Below are 21,627 nucleotides of genomic sequence, written 5' to 3' on the forward strand. Positions count from 1 at the left end.
CTACTCTTTTGAGTAGACTTTTTATTTGAAAAAAGTTACATTTAATAAGAATGTGCTATACTTAAATGTGTATGGATTCGCAATGAAAAGTGGGGGATGCCACGTGCAAATTATCGAACAATTCACGGATTTGACGCCAGTGAACATTGTTATTAACTTCATAGATGTACTGCTCGTTTGGTACGTTGTTTATAAAATCTTAACCCTCATTAAAGGTACGAAGGCTGTCCAATTATTAAAAGGCATTTTCGTCATTATTATTGCGCGCATGGCAACGGACTTTTTAGGGTTAGAAACATTAGGTTGGATGCTAAAACAGGTGATCGAGTTCGGTTTCTTGGCGATTATTATCATCTTCCAACCTGAAATTCGACGTGGACTTGAACAGATTGGACGAGGAAAGCTATTCCAACGTTCAACGAGCCAAGTAGAAGAAGAGCAGACAAGACTTATTGAGGCTATGAAGAAATCCGTTAGTTATATGGCAAAACGTCGTATTGGGGCGTTGATTTCTATTGAAAAAGAAACAGGTCTGAATGAATATATTGAAACGGGAATAGGCTTGAATGCTGAAATTTCATCTGAACTACTCATCAATATTTTTATACCGAATACACCACTTCACGATGGAGCGGTAATTATGCAAAAGGATAAGGTAACGGCAGCGGCCTGTTATTTACCTCTTTCTGAAAGCCCGTTTATTTCAAAAGAACTTGGAACACGACACCGTGCGGCACTTGGCTTAAGTGAAGTGACAGACGCCATTACGATTGTCGTATCGGAAGAAACAGGAGCCATTAGTATTACATTAAACGGTAATCTACATCGCAATCTTTCTCTAGAGGAATTCGAAACTCTATTACGTAGAATGTGGTTCGGATCAGTACAAGAATCGAATACAGCCTCTAAGTTGACTTGGAGGGGGAAAAAGAATGGATAAAATGATGGATAGCCCTTGGGTATTACGAATTATCGCACTTTTTCTAGCCTGTTTACTGTTTTTCTCCGTTCGTACAGAGTTATCTTCAACAAATAAAACGATAACGAATGAACAGGTGGAAGTGATTCGTGATGTACCTGTAGATGTTTATTATGATGATGAAAGCCTAATTGTGACGGGTATACCAAAAACGGTTAATGTCACAATTAAGGGTCCAATGCCACTTGTTATACAAACAAAAGCGATAAAGGACTTCTCAATATTTGTAGACTTAAACCATTTATTAATAGGTGAGCATAAAGTAGAGCTGCAATACGAAAATATTTCTGATAAGCTGCAAGTTACATTAGACCCAGCGACAATCGATGTGAATATCGAGGAAAAAGTCACACAGGAATTCCGTGTTGATCCGGAGATGAACAACCGTTTAATTGATGAAGGCTATATATTAAAGGGCATGACTGCAAACCCAGCAACAGTATTTGTCACAGGGGCAAAAAGTGCCATTGAGAGCATCAGCTATGTAAAAGCGACAGTAACTGGTGAGCAGGGCTTAAATCAACCTTTCTCACAAGAAGCGGCAGTGAAAGTTTTGGATCGAGATTTAAATAAATTAGATGTGACTATTGAACCAGACAGCGTTAAGGTACAAGTGGATATTGGAGAATACAGCAAAGAACTACCTGTTACGATGAATGAAACAGGTAAAGTACAGGATGGTATAACAATCGATAAATTATCGCTGGATACGACAGCGTTGAGAGTATATGGTAAAAAATCGATTATTGATGTCTTGGCTGAAATTTTGGTAGATGTCGACCTGTCAAAAATTACTGAATCAAAAACATATGAATTTGATGTGAAATTACCAGAAGGTGTGACAAAAATATCTGAATCAAAAGTAAAAGTTAAAGCAGATATTACGAAGGTGGAAGAGGAATCGAAGGAAACTACTACTAATCCAAATCCAAATCCAAATCCAAATCCTGAAGAAACTGAACCTGATACAATTACAGAAGATATTGATTCTTAAACAATAACTGACTATAATTTTATTTTGACTCAGTGGCAAACTTAAGAAACAATACCTTGTTGGCTGAAACCTCTAGGAGATGCCGTGGATACAAACCTAGACACATTGTTTATTTGTCCGAAATGCGAAAAAGTATGTTAAGCATGATAAAGAAACGATATAGCAAAGGTTCTATGCACGAGAGCGTCAGGTACAATTCGTAGGGGTGTAATTAATAGTTACTAACAAATGAACGAAAATAGACTTTTCCAAAAGTAAGCAGACGAGCCGTCCAATTGTCTACAAGAGACAAGCGTGATTTAGGTCGTCTTGCATTGAAGGAGAGAACAATTAGAATGGGTAAATATTTTGGAACAGATGGCGTCCGTGGCGTCGCGAATAGTGAATTAACACCGGAATTTGCATTTAAACTAGGTCGCGTAGGTGGCTATGTTTTAACGAAAGATGCAACGGAACGTCCAAAGGTATTAATTGGTCGTGACACACGTATTTCAGGTGAAATGCTTGAAGGTGCACTTGTCGCTGGTCTTCTTTCGATTGGCGTAGAGGTGATGCGTCTTGGTGTTATTTCAACACCAGGTGTCGCTTATCTTACTCGAATTATGAGTGCAGATGCAGGCGTCATGATTTCAGCTTCACATAACCCAGTTGCCGACAATGGCATAAAATTCTTCGGTCCTGATGGCTTCAAGCTAACAGATGCGCAAGAAGCCGAAATCGAAGCAATTCTTGATGCAGAAGTGGATACATTGCCACGTCCAATCGGGGCAGATTTGGGCTCTGTAAGTGACTACTTCGAAGGTGGGCAAAAATACATTCAATACTTGAAACAAACAGTAGATGAAGAATTCGATGGCATTCTTGTGGCATTAGACTGTGCGCATGGTGCAACATCTTCTCTTGCAACCCATTTATTTGCGGATTTAGAAGCAGACATTTCAACAATGGGTGCTTCACCAACGGGCTTAAATATTAATGAAGGCGTTGGCTCAACGCATCCAGAGGGCTTAGCTGCATTTGTTGAGGAAAAGGGTGCAGATGTTGGATTAGCCTTTGATGGAGATGGTGACCGTTTAATCGCAGTCGATGAAAACGGTAAAATCGTGGATGGTGACCAAATTATGTTCATCATCGGTAAACATTTGAATGCAGTAGGTCGCCTGAAAAAGCAAACAATTGTGTCAACAGTTATGAGTAATATGGGCTTCTATAAAGCAGTTGGGGAAAATGGTATGCAAAGTGTACAAACAGCTGTAGGTGACCGCTATGTCGTGGAAGAAATGCGTGCTAATGATTACAACTTAGGTGGCGAACAATCTGGCCATATTGTTTTCCTGGACTTCAATACAACTGGTGATGGCTTGTTAACGGGTATTCAACTCGTGAATATTATGAAAGCTACAGGTAAAAAACTTTCTGAGCTTGCATCTGAAATGACAATTTTCCCACAACGTTTAGTAAATGTACGTGTAACAGACAAGCATGCTGTAACGGAAAATGCTAAGGTTGCTGCCGTTATTGCTGAAGTCGAGGCTGAAATGGCTGGCAATGGTCGAATTTTAGTACGTCCTTCTGGTACAGAACCACTTGTTCGTGTAATGGTGGAAGCTGCTACAGAAGCAGATTGCGAGCGTTATGTAGAGCGCATTGCAGATGTTGTACGCGCTGAAATGGGTCTAACTGAATAAACATACATGTAAACTCGGTTTTCTTCTAACAAGATAGAAAGCCGAGTTTTTAGTTTGCAATTTTAAGTACGCTACCTGTTGGCAACTGGTAATAGGAGTTCTAAAATATACCAAACAGATGTACAAGTCATAACCCCATTTTTTTCGATGGTTTGATTATTTACCAGTCGTGAACAATGCAAGTGTTTTTGAAGATGTTGCAAAGGAGGCTGCTGAAATAGTAGTAGAGGCTAAACAAAGTTCTGGTGGTGAAGATTTCGCTTACTACCAGACGTTAAAACCAGGCTTCTTTGTTTGGATGGGTACGAGTGGTACAGAGGAATGGCATCACCCAGGCTTTATATTAAATGAAGAAGCCTTACTAGTGGCGGCAAACTATTTTAGTAATTTAGCGATAAAAGTTTTGCAGCAGCTAGCTACTGAATAATTAACATGTTTACTTTGCATAGCTAGGGGAATAAATAAAGTATCCTATTATGTAAGGAGTGTTTGATTGAAATGGCTAAGATTGCAACATTAATTACTGATATGTTCGAAGATAGTGAGTGGACAAGCCCCAAAAAGGCATTAGAAGAGGCTGGTCATGAGCTTACAACGATTGACACGAAAGCAGGAAAAGTAGTGAAAGGAAAGCACGGTGAAAGCGTAACAATTGCAAAAGGAATCGATGAAGTCGAGGCTTCTGAGTTTGATGCGTTATTTATTCCGGGTGGCTTTTCTCCAGATATATTACGTGCAGATGACCGTGTAGTAGCTTTTGTGAAGGACTTTATGGATGCCATGAAGCCTACCTTTGCGATTTGTCATGGTCCGCAGTTGCTCATTACAGCTAAAACATTAAAAGGTAGAGATGCGACAGGTTATCAATCTATTCTCGTCGATCTTGAAAATGCTGGTGCTACGGTGCATGACGAGGAAGTATTTGTTTGCCAAAAGCAACTTGTAACAAGTCGAACACCCGAGGATTTACCAGCTTTTAATCGAGAGATTGTCAAGTTGTTACATGAAGTCGTATAATTATTTCGAAAGTTACTATCTAATCAGGTAGTAACTTTTTTTCTAGCGTAAAAATGCAAAAATGGAATAATTCCAACTATACATTTAATGAGGGGGGGATTTTGGGCTTAGTAGGGGAATCAGGTTCAGGTAAATCTACTACGAGCCGGACAATTTTAGGCTTGAATAAGCAGGCGAAGGGCGCCATTCCAATTGCTGAGCCTTTAATTGAGAAAAATTGCCAACTAGCTTTATATGATGCAGCAAATTTAGCAAAGTTATTGGTTGAAGACGCTTCTTGGCATGAAATTGTAGAAGACCATTTCGTATATTATCAAGAGGAAGAGGTTGCTACATATCGGTAAAAAAACACTTAATATTGCGCGGGAAATAACGGTTCATTATTGCAAATGAGCCATTATTTTTATGGGAAATAAAGTAATTGCTCTTTGAAACAGCGGATCTATTTGACTAATGAACTACTTTTAAGTATGATGGAAATGCTATTGGAACGGAACAGCTGTTGCGTTACATATAATAGCTTAATATGCTGAGGAGGATAGGAAAGAAGCATAAAACGGAAAACAATTATAGCGCCTGAGCTGAAGAAATTGGACGGTTACATCTTCAGCAGACGAGGTGGAGGTTTATCGAAAATTCGGCGGATGCCTCCCAATCGACATACCCGATTGTCATTTTTCATTTTGAAAGCATTTGAGTGATTGAATGTACAGAAAATGGAGAAGGTATAGTTAAAGCAATAGATAAATAGGAAAACCCCACATATCGAAGCGGAGCACTATTCAGATGGCTGAATAGTACGAGAACGTGCGCGTATTTGTATGCTTATTTTGTCAAAAATTAAGTAAAACATTTACGTCCACTAAAAAATTCGATAGGTTGAGGTCTAGTTTGTCATTGCACTAAATTGACAATAGCGGAGGAGTATAAATTATGTGTGGAATTGTAGGATATATTGGTGAAACAGATGCAAAGGAAATCTTATTAAAAGGTTTAGAGAAACTAGAATATCGTGGTTATGACTCAGCAGGTATTGCTGTACGCAATGAAGAGGGCGTTACAATCTTCAAGGAAAAAGGACGTATTGCAGACTTACGTGAAGCAGTGGACGAGGATGTAGCAGCGAAAATCGGTATTGGTCATACTCGTTGGGCAACACATGGTGTACCTAACCGTTTAAATGCCCACCCTCATCAAAGTACATCAGGTCGTTTTACGCTTGTACATAACGGCGTAATTGAAAACTATCATTTATTACAAAAGACATATTTAAAAGGTATACCGATGAAATCTGATACAGATACAGAGGTTATCGTACAATTAGTCGAGTTATTTGTGAAAGATGGACTGCAAACAGCTGAAGCATTCCGTAAAACATTATCTCTATTACACGGCTCTTACGCACTTGCGCTACTAGATGCAGAAGCGGCTGACACAATTTTTGTAGCGAAAAACAAATCACCACTTCTTGTAGGTGTGGGCGAGGACTTCAATGTGGTTGCATCAGATGCAATGGCCATGCTACAAGTCACGGATCAGTACGTAGAATTACATGATAAAGAAGTCGTGATTGTACACAAAGAAAGCGTTCAAATTACGAAACTAGATGGTACTGTAGTAGAGCGTGCACCATATACAGCAGAGCTTGATATGAGTGATATTGAAAAAGGTACGTATCCTCACTACATGTTAAAAGAAATGGATGAGCAACCAACTGTTATCCGTAAAATTATTCAAGCATATGAAAGTGAAACTGGCGACTTAACAATTGATGCAGCTATTTTACATGCATTACAAGACGCAGACCGCTTATATATTATTGCAGCCGGCACTAGTTACCATGCAGGTTTAATCGGTAAACAATACTTCGAAAAAATGGCAGGTATCCCAGTAGAAGTTCACATTTCAAGTGAATTTGGCTACAATATGCCATTACTTTCTGAAAAACCATTGTTTATCTTCATTACCCAATCAGGTGAAACAGCTGACAGCCGTCAAGTGCTTGTGAAAATTAAAGAGCTTGGCTACCCAACATTAACAATTACAAACGTAACAGGCTCAACATTGTCACGTGAAGCCGACCATACTTTATTACTACACGCAGGCCCAGAAATAGCTGTAGCTTCAACAAAAGCGTACGTAGCACAGGTAGCTGTACTTGCTGTAGCAGCATATGTAACTGCCAAGGCGAATGGCCAAGGATTAGAATTTGATTTAAAACAAGAGCTTGCGATTGCGGCAAACGGTATCCAAACAATTATTGATTCAAAAGATGTACTTGAGGATATTGCAGAAGATTACTTAAAAATTGCCCGTAATGCTTTCTTCATCGGCCGTAACATAGACTTCTGTGTTAGTCTTGAAGGTGCTTTGAAACTAAAAGAAATCTCCTATATCCAAGCGGAAGGTTTCGCAGGTGGCGAGCTAAAACACGGTACGATTGCTTTGATTGAAGAAGGTACGCCAGTGTTTGCCCTTGTGACGCAAGAAGCGGTAGCGTTAAACATTCGTGGGAATGTCAAAGAGGTAGCTGCACGTGGCGCATATCCATGTATTATTGCAATGGCAGGGGTAGACGAAGATGGCGACCGTTTAGTAATTCCACCAGTAAATGAATTATTAACACCGCTAGTATCTGTAGTGCCATTACAATTAATTAGCTATTATGCAGCTTTACACCGTCGCTGTGACGTTGATAAACCACGTAACTTAGCTAAATCAGTGACTGTAGAATAAGATTTCAGAGATTAAATAAGTCATTTGTTAGAACACAACTTAATTGTATCCTACACAACTTAAACATACCCGATACAACTAAGTTGTACCTCAAACAACTTAGTTGCACCCTAGTGTGTTTAAGTTATTTGCTAATTTATGTATGATAATAAAGTTGTTTGATTTAATGCTTAAAAAGCTAGTACCTTCCTATATTGTATAAAGGAAGACACTTTTAAATTATAGCTGTTTTCTAAAAGATTATAGCTGTTCAAACATTAAGACAGAGTTAATCTACAAACTTTTGTAGATTAACTCTCTTTTTTTGTTTTTAAATTTTGCAAATCGAATATTTAACTAAAAACCCTCGTTACTTTAAGTGATTTATTTACAAAATTATTCAACTAAATTAAATTACCATAACTTTTGAAGTTCATTAATAAAAAATTGGGCCATCCTATTTTAGGACAGCCCATTGTACTTTAATATTGAAGCTTTCGCTTATTAGTTTTAATGCTGGACGATGCAATAATGACAAAGCCAAGCATTAATATAAAGATTAAATCGAGTAGCCCCGTATGCATAGACACTGTAAACACTGTAATTACAAACGCGTAAGCTACAGTATGGAAGCTACGAATGCCAGCTTGCCTTACTTTGTTATAGATTAATGATATTAGTACACCATACAACAAGAAGCCGATGGCCACTAATAAATAGCCACCATCAAGGAACAGCTGACCAATAAATGTTGGTGTCGTCGTTCTTGATGGGCGTGTAATGTATTTACCTTTCTCAATACTTATAGAGTTTACAACCTCGGTTACCTTCTTACGTGGCGAGGTTTGTTGTCCAGGCAATACGGTATTAAAAATACCACGGTGAATTTCACCCTTCAAGTAATCTTCCTCCTGTGTATACTCTATAATGGTACTTAACACGATATGACCTGTTACACTTTCCTGATTTATTGCACGTATCCACTTCGGTGTTAAATTTACCTTTTGCTCAGCGGTTAATAGCTTTGCTTTTTCCTCAACTGTCAATTCAACATCTGGTTGGTCACGTGAATTTGACTCCTTCGATAAATCTTCTGTAAGGACACGTATGAAGCCGAACATCGAAAATACTACCGCAATAACGAATAATGCAGATAGGAACCAAGTCAATTTCACTTGTTTTACAACATAGTGGACAATAATGATACCAGTAAATAGCATAATGATTAGTGGCGTACGATAAGCCATTAATAAAAATAAGAACATTACAACAGCTAAAATTGAACCATAGACGAATGCTTTTTTCCACGTCATTTTCTCTTCTAAAATCATTTTATAAGAAAGTAATAATAAAACTCCGAACCATAATAATTGACTAAAAAAGTTTAGCTTTGGATCAAGATTTCGACGATTCGATTCATCAGAAATACCTAAGCCACCATCAAATATCAACTTTAAAAAGCAAACTAATCCAATCATTGTTAATAGTACAATGAATTGAATCACATATTTCCCCAAGAAAGACAAACCGAATGATGGAATCGTCCATTGTAGTTTGTCAATAATATACACACCTATGTAATAACATACAAGCGCTAAAATAACAACCGGCCAAATCGACTCGCTTAATTTAAATTGGTCGAACCGATGGAAATCAAATAAACTTGTAAAAAAATAAAGTACAAATATAAAAGGTAAAAAGAAGTATGGTGAAAAAGTTTCAATTTTATTGACCTTTGTAAAAAACTGTTTCAGTTTATTCATAAATTTAATACATCTAATTAGATGCTATTGCCCTCCCTTAGGTTGAACTAGTGGTGATTCAGCACATTCTCGTCCATTTAATTTTCATTACATATATATGAATTCAATTATAACATACGGATTAAGCTCCAAAAACATATTGTAAAAAAATCTATATTTTCCTTTTTTAATGTCATTATACTAGTATGGATTCCCTCCAGATTACTTCCAGTAGAGTAATTATTTTATTGTTTTTTCCTCAAGGAGCAATTCAAAAAATGATTTAGCAGTCTTAATTGATTTGAAAAAAAGATATACTAAATTCTACATAAATTTTCAGTCATTTTATTTTGGATAATTCTTAATGCTCTAATAGATACTGGGCATTCTGTTCCGTTTGCCATTTCGATAGTCCTACTCTTTTTGTTAATTTGGACAACATGTTGAATATTGATAATATAACTTTTATGGCATCTAAAAAAAATTGGATTAATTTGCTCAATGTTTTTTAATTTTTCATAAAATTCATATACTCCATTCTGTTCATATAAACGGACTTTATGGATATTTTCGGATGTTTCAAAGTAATAAATATTTTCGTATGGAATATTTTTTATTAATTCACCCATCTTTATTTGAAATAAATTCATGGTTTTGGTCTGTCCTAATTGGTTATATCGTTGTATAGAACTTTCAAAAGCGCCAATTAATGAATCTGAAAAACCTGGGTCCACTTGTTTCACAATATAATCTAATGCGGCTACTTTATATTTAAATGTAAGTCTTAGTGCTTCTGAATAATTCGTAACAAATATGATACTCGCAAGAACATCTTGTTTTCTTATTTTAGCCGCTAGTTCAAGTCCATTGCTTCCTATCCCTAGGTCAATATCTAAAAAGTAACAATCTATTTTGTTGTTATTCATAAATTTCAAAACTTCTTCTGCATTGGAAGCAACTAATACAATTTCAACACTCGGATGATTAATCATTGAATAATTTTTTAATTTTGTAAAAATAACCTTTTGTTGCTGTGGATTATCTTCACAAATAACAATTTTCATAATACACCTCATTTTTCATTAATTTCAATTATTTGTGTAAAAGTACCGCTGCTAACATTTGTGTTAAGCATTATATTGGGATAGCTATTGATAATTCGTTTAGCGGTATTTAACCCCTTTCCACGATCATTCTTTTTGGTTGAAAATCCATCGTTAAATAACTGGTCTATTGGGACTGAATGATCATCAAAGGTATTTTCAATTATAAAAATTAAAGAATTAGACAAACCCTTAAAGAGTGCTACATTGATTTCTTTAGACTGTTGGCATGAACTGCTTGCCTCGATAGCATTATCAAAAAAAATTCCAATAATTCTTGCTAAGTCAACTATATTCATATCAAATTCATCAATAACATCTGGAATTTCAATGTTAAATATAATATCTTGTTTTTCAGCTTGAAATAGCTTTGTTAAAATCAAACCTTTTATCCCTGTGACCTGCAATTTGGATAAACTTGCTAAATTTTTATTCCTTTTTAATGTATCTTCTTCCGCTGTCAAGATATGTTCTTTAAAATAAACCTTTAAACCTTTAAAGTCGTTTAATTCTATATATCCTTGCATAGTAAATAAGATATTCGCGTAATCATGACGAAACTTTTGCATATCATTATTAATTAATTCAAGTGAATGCATATAGTTATTAAATTGCTTTGTTTCGAACTCAATTTCACGGCATTTATTTTCTTTTTTTAGGTTGATAACCGTTAAGATCAAAATTAATAAAAGAATAGCGAAATAGGTAATTTGAATATAAATATTAAATTTTAAAATAGAAGTTTGAGAAAAATAATCCGTTAAAAAAATATTGATATAAAATGTCGACATTGTCATTATGGATATGAAAAAAGTGAATAAAAGAACAGATTTAACTTCACCAATTAATTTATAAATGGTTTGAGTTGAGATTTTATAGATGATGATGAATACAATAAATAAAGCTGAAAAGATAATATAGTGTTCCAATAATCGAGAAAAACTATCAATAGTGATAAATTGTGCTATATTGTCAGAAAGTATTCCAATAATCAATACGAAGCAGATATGTATTAAGACAAGAAAAGTTTTTGATATGATGAAAAAGAAAATAAGAGAACTAATCACCAAAAAGAGGATTCCGTGCCATTGCCCTATAAATTGAAAGATTAGTATGGTAGGTATTATGGCAAATAAGATATAGATTAAGATACTTTTAATACTACTTTTTATTTCTGATGTGTAGGTCACTGCAAAGAAAAATAAAGTAAATTCAGTTATGAATACTAATAAATTCATCATTGTCACCTAAGTTATTATTCAACTGTAAATTGGTTGTCATTTAACAGCTCACTAGGAACCTTTTTTTCATGGAATATTAGTGTACAAGATTGTACAACTGCAATTCCCCCAGCTGCAACAACTAATTGAGATAATTTTGAAATAAAATAATCAATATTAAAACCTTTTTTTTCATTGTTCATTTAATGTCGCTCCCTTGTTATTTGTAACAGTAACATGATTGATTCTAAAAATACTCCGTATTCGATAAAGACTTTTATTTTGAATGGACTTAAAAAAAACAAACCAACTATTACTAATAAGCGTAACTTCATTTTATCCCTTAAATGATTTAGGTGATTTTGATTAATAATAGGCTGATTTTCAGTACCTTTCGGAGCCAGCTTATATAATAACAAGCATGTAATGCAAAACAGTATAAATAGTAAAGTTGTTGAGAAATTTGTAAGCGATTCAGCTAAATAATGAACCGTAATTGGAAATGCAAAAATACTCCACCCGATACAGATATACAAATTTTTAAAATGATATCCAAAACAAACCTGTCTTAAAAAAAAGAAGGTTAGATGTGTAATCAAAGTTGGAATAACACAATCTAATAAAAAAGCTATTGCATAGATAATGAGGAGTTTATTAAATTCAGATAGTATTATTTTGATACCAAACTTTAATTTTTCTCTTTCTAGAATGGAGTAATCTTCTTGATTTAATAAGTTAAATAGAGCATTTTCTAGCTTGTATATCCAGTATCCCTCCCTTGCTAGTAAATAGGCTGTTTTCATAACGAACTTATTCTCTTACTATTTTCTATAATTTTTTCAGACAATTATTATTCTAACATTAAATTTACAAATTAATACTTTTTATATAATAAACGTTTAAATATTTATAATAAACGTTAAAAACATAAAAACCCATTCAAATAGAGAGAATAAAATCATTTTTATTTAAATGATTTTATTTGTTTACTCGAATGGACTGTTGTTTTATTAATAAAACATATAATATTTAATAATAGTTCTCTATTATTCCCGAGTACCCAGCGGCCAAAAAATAAAACTTGCTGTACCGATTATTTGATCACTCGAAACAAACCCTACTTTATCAACTCGACTATCTACGCTATTTCTACGGTTATCTCCTAGTATAAAATAGTGTCCTTCAGGTACAACTACTTCTCCTAACTTTGCTTCAAGCGTGAAATTTTCTGTAAAAGGTTCATTATCTTTTAATGAAAATTTAAATTCATCAAGATATGGCTCTTCGTATTTTTTATCATTTATATACAATTCGTCGTTCTTGTACTCAATATGGTCGCCTGGGACTCCAATAATACGCTTAATATAATGAGTGTTTCCTGTAAATTTGAATACAATTATATCAAATCTTTCATAACCAGTAATGGTTGAACTAATTTTATTTACTACTACTCTATCACCATCATTAAACGTAGGATTCATTGAGGCACCGTCTACAACAATAGGAGTCAATAAGAAATAGCGAATTCCTACTAAACACAAAAATCCAATTATAAAAATTTTCAACCATGCTCCTATTTCGTTGTTTGATTTTTCTTCCATCTTCAAAACAAGCCCCCTTTTAAGAATTCAAAATAAGATTAATCGCTAACTACCCCATCTTCTATACGAATAACACGGTTGCAATAAGAAGCAATCATAGGATCATGAGTGACAATTATGATTGTTTTCCCTTCTCTATTTAACGATAATAGGAGTTCAATAATTTGTTTTGAAGTATTTTGGTCTAATGATCCAGTAGGTTCATCTGCTAAAATAATTTCAGGGTTATTAATTAATGCCCTGGCTATTGCAACTCGTTGTTTTTGCCCACCTGATAAATACGCTACTTTTTCTCCAATCTTTTTTTTAATATGCATTTTTTCAAGTAATCCATTTAAATCTTTTTGTCTTTTTTTTCTTAATTCTTTATTTTTTAAGTAAATCAAGGGTAATGTAACATTTTTCTTTACAGAATAATAATCTACTAAAGCAAAATCTTGCATTACGAATCCTAAATAATTATTTCTCATTTCAGCCAGTTCTTTTTTCGATTTACTTTCGACAGATTGATTGTCCAAAAAATAGGCGCCGCTGGTTTGAGAATCTATACAACCTAAAATATTTAATAAAGTTGATTTTCCTGAACCAGAGGTCCCTATAATCGCTACCATTTCTCCTTTATCAATACTTAATGATACATTTTTTAATGCATATAAAGAATTATCCTTAGTGTTATAAATTTTAGATAAATCCTTAATTTGTATTATACTCATCTGTTTTTCCACCTTAACATCGAAGTCATTTTTATTAAACTAATTTTAGTAACAGGAATTATACAAAGTGCTATACCCAATATTATAGTAATCCCAAGAGTGTTTTTAGCAACAGCAAATTCCCTAAAAATACTTATAACAATCACATCACTAATTAAAAATAACGGGATTAGTTGGAAACAAATTCGTAAAGCTAAATCTTTGATAGTTGCTCCTGATAATATGTGTATTCCAAACTCATAGATATGCTTTTCAATAAACTGTAAGTATGAAACTGTTACACTTATAAATGTAAAGATAATAACTAAACTTAAAAGGAGTAGTTGCATTTGAATCCATTTTTCTTTATCACGCACAACAACATCTAATTGTTGCAACATACTTTTATAAGCAAAGGAGTACGTATCTAAACTTGCCGCATATTTTATGATTTTTTCCACATTACTCTCACTATCAGAAACGACATAAGCTTTATTAATAATGGAATCCAAATAAGTATTAGATACAAAATTATGTTTATTTTGAGGTAGCATAATCATATAATCCAAACTTTCAAATTCTCGCGAAGACATAATATCTATATAATTGGTTTTTTCTTTCAAAATGCCAATTACTTCATATTGTTGCCCACTTATGTCCGTAATGCGTTGCCCAATTTGTAAATAGTTTTGAAGTTTATTGCCGATTACTATGGGAATAATTTCTGTTTTTTTTGTATACTCAACATCTGAAAATAACTTTCCTTGTTCTACTGCAATGTGAAAATAATTAATAAATAATTCATTAGTATAAATAAATTTAATTAATGCTGTATTTTGTATAACTGTTATATTATTTACATCAATATTTTGTAATGTCGCACTATCAAAAGGTTTTGTTGCTGAATAGAGAGAAAACGCTTGGAAATCATTATTAGAAAAGATATAGTCATAAAGATCAGTTAAATCCTTTACTCTACTTTCCTCATTAAGCAATTCGTTTATTTGAGTTTCATCAGTAAAATCCATAAATGAATAGATTTCTTCGCTTGAATTTAATCTTTGTACTTCTTCCTTCATACGATTTAGGTCATTAAAACTCAGCATAACAAGGTTAATAATAATCAATAACATACTCAACTGTATGAGTAATATAAAAGTGGTCCCCTTTTTTCGCCAAATATCAGATAAAGATAATAAAAATTGACTCATCATTGTTTAACATCCTTTCTTATGGAGCTCTTCTTCGTGTAATGATAAGTGATTGATATTATGGCTGTTAGGGTACCGATGAAAAAGCAGAAACATAAAGAAATGAAAATTCCATATATATTAACTTCTTTAATAAGGTAATTTAAAAAACCAAAATTGAAAACGATAATAGCCGCTATGGTCCCTATTAAAAAGCTAGATATTAATATTAACCAATACTCTTTTAATAACCAAAATTGGATTTGAAAAGAGCTGGCCCCGACTAAGTATCTTGTTTTAATTTCATCTTTTCGAGAGTCAATCCAAGCTATAATAGTTCCAATGGTATTCATTACAATTAATAAGATTGTTAGGAGTAAAATAAAAATAATTAGGATTTGATCTTTGAAAACCAATGAAATTCTATCTTTAAAATTCAAAGATAAGCTGTCTATGGAATACGTTAAGTCTCCATTAAATGTAGCAACAAATTCATTTAATATATTTTCAAGTGTTTGTTTAGGGATACCATCTATTACATAATTGCCAATTAAAGAATCTTGAATATTTAGTGCAGTAAAAAAACTACTATCTTGATTGATATCTTTTTTCACCTTTATAAATGAATCAATAACTTCATAATACTTTCCCTTAAATAAGAAATATTGAGTATCATTTTTGGTGATTGTATTATTTAACAGTGCCTGGTCAATGATAATAGAATCTATAAAGAAATTAATGTCTTTTCTATTACTTGCTGTTTCAAAAGGAAATATAGTGTTATGTAAATATATTTCTTTACCATAATAAGTTCCAAGTTCTTTATAAAGCAAAAAGGAATCGGAAGCGTTCACCAATTTATCCAACATATCATTATTTGTTAAATTTGTTTCACCCATATTAGACTGAATTGAAACTTGTATGCTGTTTTCACTTAACCCATTTTGCAAATTCTTTGTATTTTCGTAAGAGGTTAATATAGATGAGAATGCCAAACAAGTAAATGTAGAAACAGCAACAAGGTAAATAATTATGTAGATAGATCTATTAAAAAATGTCATAGTATATTTCTCCAATTGTAAATAATGTCCATTCTAAAATAGAATGGACATTATATTAGAATGAAAATTAATTAAAGTAATACCAACCATAGCTAGTGTAGGCAGTTGAAAATGGTGCGTTCATTTTAGAGTGGTATGCATGATACACATTTGAATCAGTTTTACTAGAAGCAGCGGTAGAATTTACACGACCAGAGTCATAATTACCTTCCTGGATTCGCACGTATGATTGTTGAACGTTTTTCCCTGCAGTTAAATCGTAACCATGAGAACTTGTAGTTTTAACTGATGGTGTAAACCATGCATCTGCAGTTACCTGTACGTTATTATTTGATGTAAATCCAAATGGAGCTGCTCCAGAAGCTGCAATAGTTCCTACAGTTCCTACCGCTCCAATACCGCATGCTAAAGCACCAGCTAAAATTGCTTTTCTTAAATTACCCATAAATCTTCCTCCTCTTAAATAATTATTATACATAAATACTAAAATATGTATTTATGTATAATATAATTACATATTTATTGTTTTTTTGATATTGTGGGTTTCCACAATGTTTTGATTGTAAATTGAAAGTATTTTTAATTGAAATGCTTTCGATACTAACCCAACTCGGGTACACACATTAAATTTTCTAAATAACTTATTAATTTTATGTTCGATCATTCTTTCTGAATAATTAAGTTCAGATGCGAGTTGTTTATTTGTATATTCTTTGGAAATTAAAAATAAAATTGTTTTATCAGAATCTGAGATTATAACATCAGATTCTAAAATTTGTTGTTTCATAGCTTCAAACTCCTCTTTTCTTCTCTTTTCTTTAAATAGCTAGTTATATTTCTATCTCCATAATTTCTTTTTAATTATAGGGAAGAAAAGTATGATTATTTTATATAAGTAATAAAAACATTCTTTTTTATAATATCCGAACTATTTAGTTTTAGATTTTATAATAAATTATAAAAAATTTGACGATTATTATATTTCTACTATGATATGTCCACACTATATTAGAGCATTATTATAATGACTGCTGCTTGAATATCACTGGTGTTAAATAGCCCCGTGTTTCTTAATACTCGCATATTGTTGAACTAATACACTGAGATAGACAAGTACTATTATATTTAAAAGCAATTGTTAGTAATGCAATTATTAAAAATAAGCCAAAGTATACTGGTCGATCTTAAGAGCAGTTGACAATATAAATATCAAAGCAGGATTACCGAATCTTCAAAAGACTAGAGAATACATAGAAATACATGAACACTTTCATGAAAGGATATATAAGAAGGAGAATCCATTAGGGTACGATTGAGTTGTATGAATAAAAAAGATTATAGGTTTTATAGGGTACTACTAAGTTGTTGGTAGAGGTATTTTTGAGACGTAAAAATACTGGTTTGAAACGTTTTCGGGGTACAATTGAGTTGTGCGTATACATTATTGTAGATTTGAAATAAAGTTGCGATGTTTATAAAAAAGATACGATGTTTAAAATAAAGTCGCGACGATTGTAAAAAAGTTGCGAGAAACACTTATAGTTGTTTAAATAACGAAAATATACAATAAGACAATATTTGGAACATAAAAGCCGAATTTCCCTACACTAAGGGAGATTCGGCTTTAAAACTAAAGATAAGAGTGTTTTCCTCGTAATAGGTTATTCAAAATCTCATGGGTCATGAGAAAAGAAAAAAACGAGAGTGTATACGTTTTTAACTGGTAATTTTAGTCGGGAACTATATAAGAAGTATTTTTAGGTTGCTGCACTATGGTAGCAACTTTTTTATTGGAAAAACGCAGCAGATTTGTGTAAGTAGGATATCTCTTATAAATTTTATTGAAGAAAAATATTAATGAAAACAACAAACCTTGCCTTTTCGACATATGATGGTGGTGTTGACTACAGTCTATTCTCTTAACCTGTTTTTAAATGGGGCAATTCTAAATTTGAAAATTTCGTATCTTTTAATCGTAACATGTTCAATGACAAATAGTTGTTGATATTATACTTTTTTGGTGTATTTATGAATATAAACCTTTTATTTTTAAAAATAATGATATAGTGCAACTTAGTGGTAAGAAATACAAAATTAGGAGGTTTTAATGAAAAAGAGGAAGTTTTTGCTACTTTTTCTTTTAGTATTGATTGGAGGTTGTGATTCGACAGATATTAAAGAGAATATAGCATGTAAAAAAAATTGGGCCATATGTACAATTATACCTATTGAGGTCGAACAAGTATCAAGGGGAAAACCTGTTAAGGTAGCAATACTTGATAGTGGTATTAATCAAGATATTCCTCAACTTAGTTCTCGTGTTGTAAAAAGTTTTAATGCAATTGATAATTCTTCAGAAGTAAATCCTTTAAACAATCACGGTACAATGATTGCCAGTATTATAGCAAGTACATCTTCTGAAAAATTCCCTATTGGTATCAATAACCAAGTTGAACTTTATGATGTTCAGGTGTTAGACAACACCGGTTTAGGCGATATCGAACATACAATTTCGGGTATAAAATGGGCTATAGAGAACAAAGTTGACATTATTAATATGAGTTATGGTTTTTCAAAGGATGATCCTCAATTTCATGAAGTTATACAAAGAGCCCAAGAAGAAGGAATTATATTAGTTGCGGCTTCAGGAAATACAATTGGATTATCAACAGATTACCCGGCTAAATATAAAGAAGTTCTATCTATTTCTGCAATTGATAAGCAAAAAGACATTTTTATATATGCAGGAAAAGGAAAAGTTGATTATGTAGCCCCAGGCGTGGACGTTCCTGTTCTAAATGAATATGGGAAAATTAATAAAAAAACTGGAACATCTTTCGCTACAGCGTATGCTACAGGAATTATATCTTTGCTTAAAACATCATTGAATAACGAAGAAATTACTGAATACTTAAATTCCCATGCATTAGAACTTGGTCCTACAAGTATTTATGGGAAAGGATTAATACAATATAAGGGGGAAGAATAATGAAAAAATTCATAGCGATACTACTTTCTGTGTCATTATTTATAGCTTATGGTGGTGTAGGGTATGCAACATCGATTGAAAATGAAGGGCCAGAACTAGTTCAACTTAATACGGAAGAGAATAATTTAGTTTCTAATAGTGAAATAGTAGAGCATAATTATTTTATAGAAGGCGACTCTAAATACGTTGAATCTAGTTTAAATACAGAAGAAATTACTATTATTAGTATGTTAGAGTTTAATGAAGATACAGATACTATAACAGTAAGTGCCAACTTAGATGATAAATATGGTAATTCTGTTGATAAAAAATTCGATGTTACGCTTTTATCAATTACTGATGAAGATAATTTTAAAGCGAGCTTTATTGACCATGAAACTGGAGAAGAATATCTGTATGATAGTGCAGAGTTACAGGCATCTGTTTGGCCAGTAGTTGGTGTTATCGTTGGGTTTATAGCAAAGCAGGGTCTTAAACAAGCTTTGAAAAAATGGGGAAAAAGTGTTGTTGCTTCTATGATTCGCTCAGTCCCAGCTGTAGCTAAAGAAGCAGCTAAAGATTTAGGGTATTCTTTAGTTGAAAACCAATATTCACATGGAGCTAAAATATTTTATAATAAAAAAGGAAAACCTAAATATATTTCAATAGATCAAGATGGTCATAATGGAGGAGTATGGAAAGGCGCCGACTCTATAAAAAATTTAGGTTCAAAGAAAACACGTTCAGGAACCTATGATGCCGAATTAAATAAAATAGGAGATTGATACACTTTGGTAAAATTAAAAGACTTTAATATTGACTTTGACTGTACTCAAGTGACACCTTTTTTCCAAGTTCATGAAGACAATCGGATACGATTTGATATTGAGGAGCTAAGTAGTGTTAACCTACAATTAATTATTAATCAAATATTTAATGGGAATAAAGATATTAATGCTATCTTTGTTTCTGAATATATTTTCAATAAAAAACGTAAGTCAGCCAAAACAAAGATTGGTCAAATTATTCATTTGAAAAATTGGAAAGAGGATGTAGTATTAGAAGGCGATACAAATGATGGAGTAATTTATGCTTCTATAAAAAACTTAGATCCTTTAGATGTATATAATTACTGTTTTAATGTTAAAAATGGAATAGCAGGAGCATATATTTCATTCTATTCCAATGAATATTTATTATATGTAAGTAGTGATGTTATTGATATTATTTCAAATGATTCCACTAACATTACTAAACTAAAAGATAACTATAAAAACCTTTATGATACGTATTATGAGATCTCTAATAATTAAAACATTTGTTAATTTACTAATTAAATAAAGCAGTATTGTACTTAGGGGCTTTCCTTGAAAAAGGGGAGCCTTTTTTTATGTAACTAAAGGGGTAGCATTCTTTTATTAAATGAAGTGGGAAAAGAATAACATTGTGAACAAATACTATAGGGGGCGATAGTTCAATAACATATATTCTCTGATAACAACAATTGAATATCTAAACCTGCAACAGTAAATCTAGAACCATCTTCTTTCCCGATTAAAGGTAGTTGATAAATGCCGATTATTTCTTGTTTATTATCATCAATTGTCCATTCTATATTAATGTATGTATCCTCTTCTATTTTACTTAACTCAATTAAAGCACAAACATGAGCATCTTTTGGTGTAAATATTTTTTTCGTTAACGGATTTAAATTCTTCAGTTATATTTTCACAAATAGTAATCGAGTTAATCAAGTTAGCACCCCCAAAAATGGTAAACTGTATCCTCATTTATGTAATTCCGCATCCAGTTTTAATTATTATTACTTACTTTGTCAATCCAAAATATTTTGCTGCAGAACCAGCTGCGTATTTCACTGTTCCAGCAACACCACCAATTGCTGCTCCCTGAGCAGATGACGTTGCAATATTTTTTGTAATTGTACTTGTATTACTCCAACATTAGACTATAAAAATATAATAAAATTTATCCAACTGAATTTTTACTAATATAGTATTTATATTTAAAATTACCATAAATAGTATTATTATTTAGAAAAAAATAAAATTACAAAATAGAAACCTGAAATAACTAGTAAAAACCCTATACCCAATAACCAACCAATGATGTTACTAAGATTTAAGAAACTAAAAATTTCAATAGTATAAACAAAAATTCTTTTATATATTGGCTTATCACTATAATCCCCTAATTCATCTTTTAATTGAACAAAGCCAATAGGAATTATAAAAAATCCTATTATGATAAGTACTATACCTATAAATAAACCTAACATTTTTATAAAAATACTCCTTTTAGAATAAATCCTTTTTGAATAAAATTTTAATTCTCTTAAAAAATATTTATTTATACCATTACATAATACTACTAAAAAAAGGATATTAAAATAACTTTTTCTTTATCATCAAAAAATATGTATCAGTTTATTTTCCAATTGTGAAAAGAAGGTTTTTACTATCATTTTTGTACAACCTTATTCTCTGTATTCATTATTTGTAGAGTGACAAAAAAATTGTTTAATTTACAATAAAGTCGTTTAAAAAATAATAAAGTTATTTAAAGAATGCGAGTCATTCTATTCAACAATCGGCCAGATTGTGGAGTAAATAAACAAGTGCGCTTTACGTTTTCTGAAA

Annotated in this window: 21 protein-coding genes and 1 pseudogene; 10 read left to right on the forward strand and 12 right to left on the reverse strand. The window is 32.4% G+C overall.

What is annotated here, in order from left to right:
- The first annotated feature begins 103 nt into the window (after positions 1–103).
- The 7 genes and pseudogenes from cdaA (at position 104) to glmS (ending at position 7,414) form a co-directional block, all read left to right on the forward strand.
- Positions 104–940: a diadenylate cyclase CdaA gene (cdaA, locus tag ACQKII_RS20430; protein ID WP_427462310.1), complete on the forward strand. Its 837-nt coding sequence runs from the start codon at positions 104–106 to the stop codon at positions 938–940.
- A complete protein-coding gene (locus ACQKII_RS20435) occupies positions 933–1,973 on the forward strand; it encodes a CdaR family protein (protein WP_427462311.1) in 1,041 nt (346 codons plus the stop codon). Before cdaA ends, ACQKII_RS20435 begins: the two co-directional genes overlap by 8 nt.
- 335 nt (positions 1,974–2,308) lie before the next feature.
- Entirely contained in the window at positions 2,309–3,661 is a 1,353-nt protein-coding gene (glmM, locus tag ACQKII_RS20440) for a phosphoglucosamine mutase (RefSeq protein WP_427462352.1), read from the forward strand.
- Between the two features lie 142 nt (positions 3,662–3,803).
- A pseudogene (locus ACQKII_RS20445) lies at positions 3,804–4,088 on the forward strand (M20/M25/M40 family metallo-hydrolase); the annotation flags it as partial.
- A gap of 71 nt (positions 4,089–4,159) precedes the next feature.
- Complete coding sequence (locus ACQKII_RS20450; RefSeq protein WP_427462312.1) at positions 4,160–4,678, forward strand: type 1 glutamine amidotransferase domain-containing protein; 519 nt, start codon at positions 4,160–4,162, stop codon at positions 4,676–4,678.
- A gap of 53 nt (positions 4,679–4,731) precedes the next feature.
- Positions 4,732–5,022, forward strand: a complete 291-nt coding sequence (locus ACQKII_RS20455) for an ATP-binding cassette domain-containing protein (RefSeq protein WP_427462313.1) — start codon at positions 4,732–4,734, stop codon at positions 5,020–5,022.
- Between the two features lie 589 nt (positions 5,023–5,611).
- A complete protein-coding gene (gene glmS, locus ACQKII_RS20460) occupies positions 5,612–7,414 on the forward strand; it encodes a glutamine--fructose-6-phosphate transaminase (isomerizing) (protein ID WP_427462314.1) in 1,803 nt (600 codons plus the stop codon).
- Positions 7,415–7,875: 461 nt separating this feature from the next.
- On the opposite strand, the gene ACQKII_RS20465 is transcribed toward glmS, so the two are convergent.
- From ACQKII_RS20465 to ACQKII_RS20515, 11 genes are all read right to left on the reverse strand, one after another.
- On the reverse strand, positions 7,876–9,156 hold the full coding sequence (locus ACQKII_RS20465) for an oligosaccharide repeat unit polymerase (RefSeq protein WP_427462315.1): 1,281 nt from the start codon (positions 9,154–9,156) through the stop codon (positions 7,876–7,878).
- 296 nt (positions 9,157–9,452) lie between these two features.
- Positions 9,453–10,199 carry a LytR/AlgR family response regulator transcription factor gene (locus ACQKII_RS20470; protein WP_427462316.1) on the reverse strand — a complete coding sequence of 249 codons (747 nt, stop codon included), beginning with the start codon at positions 10,197–10,199 and terminating at the stop codon, positions 9,453–9,455.
- A gap of 8 nt (positions 10,200–10,207) precedes the next feature.
- Positions 10,208–11,479 carry a sensor histidine kinase gene (locus ACQKII_RS20475; RefSeq protein ID WP_427462317.1) on the reverse strand — a complete coding sequence of 424 codons (1,272 nt, stop codon included), beginning with the start codon at positions 11,477–11,479 and terminating at the stop codon, positions 10,208–10,210.
- 14 nt (positions 11,480–11,493) lie between these two features.
- A complete protein-coding gene (locus ACQKII_RS20480; RefSeq protein ID WP_427462318.1) occupies positions 11,494–11,661 on the reverse strand; it encodes a hypothetical protein in 168 nt (55 codons plus the stop codon).
- Positions 11,662–12,261 (reverse strand): accessory gene regulator ArgB-like protein, encoded by a 600-nt coding sequence (locus ACQKII_RS20485; RefSeq protein ID WP_427462319.1) that lies wholly within the window; start codon positions 12,259–12,261, stop codon positions 11,662–11,664. It lies immediately after the preceding gene.
- A gap of 243 nt (positions 12,262–12,504) precedes the next feature.
- Entirely contained in the window at positions 12,505–13,059 is a 555-nt protein-coding gene (gene lepB / locus ACQKII_RS20490) for a signal peptidase I (protein WP_427462353.1), read from the reverse strand.
- 38 nt (positions 13,060–13,097) lie between these two features.
- Complete coding sequence (locus tag ACQKII_RS20495; RefSeq protein ID WP_427462320.1) at positions 13,098–13,772, reverse strand: ABC transporter ATP-binding protein; 675 nt, start codon at positions 13,770–13,772, stop codon at positions 13,098–13,100.
- Positions 13,769–14,965, reverse strand: coding sequence for an ABC transporter permease (locus ACQKII_RS20500; protein WP_427462321.1), 1,197 nt, complete (start codon positions 14,963–14,965; stop codon positions 13,769–13,771). Before ACQKII_RS20500 ends, ACQKII_RS20495 begins: the two co-directional genes overlap by 4 nt.
- Entirely contained in the window at positions 14,962–16,002 is a 1,041-nt protein-coding gene (locus tag ACQKII_RS20505; RefSeq protein WP_427462322.1) for an FtsX-like permease family protein, read from the reverse strand. The genes ACQKII_RS20500 and ACQKII_RS20505 overlap by 4 nt, the downstream gene beginning before the upstream one ends.
- Positions 16,003–16,069: 67 nt before the next feature.
- Positions 16,070–16,447 (reverse strand): hypothetical protein, encoded by a 378-nt coding sequence (locus tag ACQKII_RS20510; RefSeq protein WP_427462323.1) that lies wholly within the window; start codon positions 16,445–16,447, stop codon positions 16,070–16,072.
- A gap of 66 nt (positions 16,448–16,513) precedes the next feature.
- Positions 16,514–16,789, reverse strand: a complete 276-nt coding sequence (locus tag ACQKII_RS20515) for a response regulator transcription factor (protein WP_427462324.1) — start codon at positions 16,787–16,789, stop codon at positions 16,514–16,516.
- A 1,320-nt stretch (positions 16,790–18,109) separates the two neighbouring features.
- Here ACQKII_RS20515 and ACQKII_RS20520 point away from each other — a divergent pair.
- From ACQKII_RS20520 to ACQKII_RS20530, 3 genes are read left to right on the forward strand one after another with little or no spacing between them, the layout of a single operon-like run.
- Positions 18,110–18,991, forward strand: coding sequence for a S8 family peptidase (locus ACQKII_RS20520; protein WP_427462325.1), 882 nt, complete (start codon positions 18,110–18,112; stop codon positions 18,989–18,991).
- Positions 18,991–19,755: an SAR2788 family putative toxin gene (locus tag ACQKII_RS20525; protein WP_427462326.1), complete on the forward strand. Its 765-nt coding sequence runs from the start codon at positions 18,991–18,993 to the stop codon at positions 19,753–19,755. The genes ACQKII_RS20520 and ACQKII_RS20525 overlap by 1 nt, the downstream gene beginning before the upstream one ends.
- Positions 19,756–19,761: 6 nt before the next feature.
- A complete protein-coding gene (locus ACQKII_RS20530) occupies positions 19,762–20,283 on the forward strand; it encodes a hypothetical protein (protein ID WP_427462327.1) in 522 nt (173 codons plus the stop codon).
- 734 nt (positions 20,284–21,017) lie between these two features.
- Here ACQKII_RS20530 and ACQKII_RS20535 read toward each other — a convergent pair.
- The gene (locus ACQKII_RS20535) at positions 21,018–21,266 is read right to left on the reverse strand and encodes a hypothetical protein (RefSeq protein WP_427462328.1); all 249 of its coding nucleotides are present in this window, start codon (positions 21,264–21,266) and stop codon (positions 21,018–21,020) included.
- Positions 21,267–21,627 lie beyond the last annotated feature (361 nt).

The organism is Lysinibacillus sp. NPDC048646 (genome assembly GCF_050272295.1).
Classification (GTDB): domain Bacteria; phylum Bacillota; class Bacilli; order Bacillales_A; family Planococcaceae; genus Lysinibacillus.

What these genes read in the sequence shown, in the direction of transcription:
- ACQKII_RS20495 (WP_427462320.1), bottom strand. Translation starts at nt 13,772, where the DNA reads ATGAGTATAATACAAATTAAGGATTTATCTAAAATTTATAACACTAAG.
- ACQKII_RS20435 (WP_427462311.1), top strand. Translation starts at nt 933, where the DNA reads ATGGATAAAATGATGGATAGCCCTTGGGTATTACGAATTATCGCACTT.
- glmS (WP_427462314.1), top strand. Translation starts at nt 5,612, where the DNA reads ATGTGTGGAATTGTAGGATATATTGGTGAAACAGATGCAAAGGAAATC.
- ACQKII_RS20515 (WP_427462324.1), bottom strand. Translation starts at nt 16,789, where the DNA reads ATGAAACAACAAATTTTAGAATCTGATGTTATAATCTCAGATTCTGAT.
- ACQKII_RS20520 (WP_427462325.1), top strand. Translation starts at nt 18,110, where the DNA reads ATGAAAAAGAGGAAGTTTTTGCTACTTTTTCTTTTAGTATTGATTGGA.
- ACQKII_RS20510 (WP_427462323.1), bottom strand. Translation starts at nt 16,447, where the DNA reads ATGGGTAATTTAAGAAAAGCAATTTTAGCTGGTGCTTTAGCATGCGGT.
- ACQKII_RS20480 (WP_427462318.1), bottom strand. Translation starts at nt 11,661, where the DNA reads ATGAACAATGAAAAAAAAGGTTTTAATATTGATTATTTTATTTCAAAA.
- ACQKII_RS20455 (WP_427462313.1), top strand. Translation starts at nt 4,732, where the DNA reads ATGCAAAAATGGAATAATTCCAACTATACATTTAATGAGGGGGGGATT.
- ACQKII_RS20450 (WP_427462312.1), top strand. Translation starts at nt 4,160, where the DNA reads ATGGCTAAGATTGCAACATTAATTACTGATATGTTCGAAGATAGTGAG.
- ACQKII_RS20475 (WP_427462317.1), bottom strand. Translation starts at nt 11,479, where the DNA reads ATGATGAATTTATTAGTATTCATAACTGAATTTACTTTATTTTTCTTT.
- ACQKII_RS20500 (WP_427462321.1), bottom strand. Translation starts at nt 14,965, where the DNA reads ATGATGAGTCAATTTTTATTATCTTTATCTGATATTTGGCGAAAAAAG.
- ACQKII_RS20525 (WP_427462326.1), top strand. Translation starts at nt 18,991, where the DNA reads ATGAAAAAATTCATAGCGATACTACTTTCTGTGTCATTATTTATAGCT.
- ACQKII_RS20485 (WP_427462319.1), bottom strand. Translation starts at nt 12,261, where the DNA reads ATGAAAACAGCCTATTTACTAGCAAGGGAGGGATACTGGATATACAAG.
- lepB (WP_427462353.1), bottom strand. Translation starts at nt 13,059, where the DNA reads ATGGAAGAAAAATCAAACAACGAAATAGGAGCATGGTTGAAAATTTTT.
- ACQKII_RS20505 (WP_427462322.1), bottom strand. Translation starts at nt 16,002, where the DNA reads ATGACATTTTTTAATAGATCTATCTACATAATTATTTACCTTGTTGCT.
- ACQKII_RS20465 (WP_427462315.1), bottom strand. Translation starts at nt 9,156, where the DNA reads ATGAATAAACTGAAACAGTTTTTTACAAAGGTCAATAAAATTGAAACT.
- ACQKII_RS20535 (WP_427462328.1), bottom strand. Translation starts at nt 21,266, where the DNA reads ATGTTAGGTTTATTTATAGGTATAGTACTTATCATAATAGGATTTTTT.
- ACQKII_RS20470 (WP_427462316.1), bottom strand. Translation starts at nt 10,199, where the DNA reads ATGAAAATTGTTATTTGTGAAGATAATCCACAGCAACAAAAGGTTATT.
- glmM (WP_427462352.1), top strand. Translation starts at nt 2,309, where the DNA reads ATGGGTAAATATTTTGGAACAGATGGCGTCCGTGGCGTCGCGAATAGT.